General features: G+C 77.0%; 1 protein-coding gene. It reads left to right on the plus strand.

Going from position 1 to position 4,711, the window contains the following annotated elements:
• Window positions 1-4,711: type I polyketide synthase (locus tag ABZY31_RS31070; protein WP_356417011.1), on the plus strand; the 4,711-nt coding region annotated here is incomplete at both ends.

Here is a 4,711-nt window from a genome sequence, read left to right on the forward strand (position 1 = left end):
TGTCGAACCTGTCCGGCGCGCGCGTCACCGACGAGATGGGCTCGGCCGACTTCTGGGTCCGCCACGTCCGCGACACCGTCCGCTTCGCCGACGGCATCCGCGCGCTGGAGGCCGCGGGCGTGACGACGTACCTCGAACTCGGGCCCGGCGCCGTCCTGTCGGCCCTCGCCCAGGACTGCGTCACCACGGACGGCGCCGCCTTCGTCCCCGCCCTGCGCGACGCGCGCCCCGAGCCCGAGACGGCCCTCGCCGCCCTCGCCCGGGCCCACGCCCGCGGCGCAGCAGTGGACTGGAGCGCGTACTACGCGGGCACCGGCGCCCGCCGCGTCGACCTGCCCACCTACGCCTTCCAGCACGAGCGCTACTGGCTGGAGCCCGGCGCCGCGGCCGGTGACCTCGGCGTCGCCGGACTCGACCCCGCGGGCCACCCGTTGCTCGGCGCCGCGGTCACCCTCGCCGGGTCCGGCCACGTCCTGTGCACCGGCCGGCTCTCGGTGCGCACCCAGCCCTGGCTAGCCGAGCACACCCTGACCGGTACGGCCGTCCTGGCCGGCGCCGCCTTCGTGGAGCTCGCCGTCCGTGCGGGCGACCGGGCCGGCTGCGGGGACATCGAGGAACTGACGCTCGACGCCCCGCTCACGCTGCCCGCCGACGGTGGCGTACGGATCCAGGTTCTGGTGGAGGAGCCGGACGCGGGGGGCCGCCGCGCCTTCACCGTCTCCGCCCGCCCCGACGACGACGCCGCCGAGGACGGTACGTGGACCGCCCACGCCCGCGGTGTCCTGCGCCCCGGCGCCCCCGCCCCGCAGACAGCCCCCGCCGACCTGGCCCAGTGGCCGCCCGCCGGGGCCGAAACCGTCGACCTCGGCCACCTCTACGGTGGGGACGAAACCGGGGACGCAACCGGAGACGCGGCCGGCCGGGCTCCCGGGCCGCAGCGCGGCCCGCTCTTCCGGGCCGTGGAGGCCGCCTGGCACCACGACGGCACCTACTACGCCCAGGTGCGCCTCCCCGAGGGCGCCCCGCAGGGGGACGCCTTCGGCCTGCACCCGGTGCTGCTGGACGCCGCCGCGTACGCCGCGGACCTCCTGACCGGCCCGGACGCCGGTACCCCGGCGGCGGGTACCGCCCCCGGCAGCGTCTGGTCGGACGTGGCCCTGCACGCCGTCGGCGCCGGAGCCCTGCGCGTCCGCATCCGGCCCGCCGCCGACGGCACCGCCGCCTTGGACCTCGCCGACGACCTCGGCGACCCCGTGGCGACCGTCGGCCGTCTGGCGTCCCGACCGTTCGCCGCCGGGAACCACGTCGTCGCGCGACCGGCGCCACTGCCGGCCTCGGTGCGCGAAGCACTGTTCCAGCTCGACTGGGTGCCGCTACCGGCCCGGGCGGACACCACCGTCGGCACCGTCGGCGCGACCGCGCCCGCCGGGGACTGGGCCGTGCTGGGCGACGCCGGGTACGGAGCCGCCACCCGTCACGCCGACCTGGCGGCCCTGGCCGCAGCGGCCGAGGCCGGGACGCCCGTCCCCGCGTACGTCCTGGCCCCCTTCCCGCGACAGGCGACCGGAACCACCGCGCAGACCCTGACCGAAGCCGTGCACCGTGCCCTCGGCCTGGTGCACGCCTGGCTCGCCGACGAGCGGTTCGCCGCCTCCCGCCTGGTCGTCCTGACCAGCGGCGCCGTCGCCGGGCCCGCCGAGGACCTCGCCGACCTGCCGCACGCCGCCGTCCGCGGCCTGGTGCGCAGCGCCGAGACCGAGAATCCCGGCCGGTTCGTCCTGGCCGACAGCGACGACCTGACCGGCGCCGACGCGGCCGTCCTCGCCACCGCCCTCGCCACTGCCTCCGAGGAGCCGGAGCTTCTGCTGCGCCAGGGTGTCGTCCACGTGGCCCGGCTGCGCCGGACCCGCGCGGACCGCCCGGCCACTGCCGGCGCAGGCGTCGCCGTCGACCCGCGGGGCACCGCGCTGATCACCGGCGGCTCCGGCACCCTCGCCGGCATCGCCGCCCGCCACTTGGTCACCACCCACGGCGTCCGCCACCTGCTGCTCCTCAGCCGCCGCGGCGCCGACGCGCCCGGCGCCGCCGAACGCGCAGCGGAACTGCGCGCGCTGGGCGCCGAGGTCACCTGGGCCGCCTGCGACGCCGCCGACCGCGACGCCCTGGCCGCCGCCCTCGCGACGGTCCCCGCCGAGCACCCCCTGACCACCGTGGTCCACACGGCGGGCGTCCTCGACGACGGGATCCTCGCCTCCCTCACCCCCGACCGCCTCGACACCGTGCTGCGGCCCAAGGCCCTCGCCGCGCTGCACCTGCACGAGCTGACCCGTGACCTGCCGGTCACCGCCTTCGTCCTGTACTCCGCCCTCGCCGGCGTCCTCGGCAGCGCGGGCCAGGCCAACTACGCCTGCGCCAACGCCCTCCTGGACGCCCTGGCCCAGCACCGCCACCACCAGGGCCTGCCCGCCACATCCCTCGCCTGGGGCCTGTGGGCCGACGCCAGCGCCATGACCGCGGGCCTCGACGAGACCCAGCTGCGCCGCATGGAACAGCTCGGCATGGGCGCCCTCACCGCCGCCGACGGCATGGCCCTCCTCGACGCCGCGCTCGCCTGCGGCCGCCCCGCGCTCGTCCCCGCCCGCCTGAACCCGGCCGCGCTGCGCGACGCCGCGGCGCCCGGTCCGGTCGCCCCCGTCTTCCGGGAGCTCCTCGGACCGGCAGGCCGCCGGTCCGCAGGCACCCGTACCGATGGGGGCACCCCGCTCGCCGAGCGCCTCACCTCACTCACCCGGGCCGAACAGGACCGGTACCTGCTCGACCTGGTCCGGGCCCAGGTCGCCGCCGTACTGGGGCACGCCTCGGCCGAACAGGTCGAGCCCGCCAAGGCGTTCAAGGACCTGGGCTTCGACTCGCTGACCGCCGTCGACCTGCGCAACCGCCTCGGCGCGGCCACCGGGCTGCGCCTGGCCAGCACGCTCGTCTTCGATCACCCCACGCCCACGGCGCTCGCCCGGCAGCTGCACGGCGAACTCCTCGGTGCCGTGCCCGTTGCCCCGGCGCCCGCCGCCACCGCCAACGGTGACGACGAACCCATCGCCATCGTCGCCATGAGCTGCCGTTACCCCGGCGGCGTCCGCAGCCCCGAGGAGCTGTGGACGCTCGTCGAGTCCGGCGGCGACGCCATCGCCGGACTCCCCGGCAACCGTGGCTGGGACGTCGCCGAACTGTCCGCGGCGGCGGACGGCCACGGCCGGGACTTCGCTGGCGGGTTCGTCCACGAGGCCGACTCCTTCGACGCCGATTTCTTCGGGATCTCGCCGCGTGAGGCGCTCGCGATGGACCCGCAGCAGCGCCTGTTGCTGGAGACCTCCTGGGAGGCCGTCGAGCGCGCGGGCATCGACCCGACGTCCCTGCGCGGCAGCGCCGCCGGCGTCTTCGTCGGCGCCTCCTACACCGGCTACGACGCCCTGCTGGAGCGGTCCGCCGACGCGGAGGGCGTCCTCGGCCACGTGATGACCGGCAACGCGGGCAGCGTCATGTCCGGCCGGGTCTCCTACACCCTGGGCCTGGAAGGGCCCGCCGTCACCGTCGACACCGCCTGTTCGTCCTCACTGGTCGCCCTGCACTGGGCCGTCCAGGCCCTGCGGCGCGGAGAGTGCACCCTCGCGCTGGCGGGCGGCGTCACCGTGATGTCCACCCCCGGCACCTTCAGTGAGTTCAGCCACCAGGGCGGCCTCGCCCCCGACGGCCGCTGCAAGGCCTTCGCGGCCGCGGCGGACGGTACGGGCTGGGGTGAGGGCGTCGGCATGCTCCTCGTCGAGCGGCTCTCGGACGCCCGCCGCAACGGCCACCCCGTCCTCGCCGTGGTCCGCGGCTCGGCGATCAACCAGGATGGTGCCTCCAACGGCCTGACCGCACCCAATGGCCCCGCACAGCAGCGCGTGATCCGCGCCGCGCTCGCGAGCGCCGGTCTGTCGGCCGCCGAGGTCGACGCGGTAGAGGCACACGGTACGGGCACCCGGCTCGGCGACCCGATCGAGGCGCAGGCCCTGCTGGCGACCTACGGCCGGGACCGCGCGGAGGGCCGCCCGCTGCTGCTGGGGTCGGTCAAGTCGAACATCGGTCACACGCAGGCCGCGGCCGGTGTCGCGGGCGTCATCAAGATGGTCATGGCCATGCGGCACGGAGTGCTCCCGCAGACCCTCCACGTCGACGAGCCCACCCCGCACGTCGACTGGACGGCGGGCGACATCCGCCTCCTGACCGAGGCCACGGCCTGGCCCGCCGGTGACCGGCCGCGCCGGGCCGCGGTGTCCTCCTTCGGCATCAGCGGCACCAACGCCCACACCATCATCGAACAGGCCCCCGGCACCACGGACCGGCCGCATCCCAGGGCGGCCGCCACCGGCCCCGTGCCCTGCGTCCTGTCCGCCCGGACCCCGCGGGCACTGCGCGACCAGGCCGCCCGGCTGCTCCCCGCGGCTGCCGCCGCGGTCACCGAGGACGGCTCCGGCCTCGTGGACCTGGCCCGCTCCCTGGCCACCGGCCGGGCGGGCCTCGAACACCGCGCGGCGTTCACCGCCACCGACCGCGCCGGTCTGCTCCGCTCTCTCGAAGCCATCGCCGCGGGAGAGGACGCGCCGGGGCTCGCCCGCGGCACGGCCGCCGGCCGCGGGCACCCGTTACTAATAACGGGGCAGGGCAGTCAGCC

Origin of the sequence: Streptomyces sp. NPDC006529 (genome assembly GCF_040611795.1) — a bacterium.
Lineage (GTDB): Bacteria > Actinomycetota > Actinomycetes > Streptomycetales > Streptomycetaceae > Streptomyces.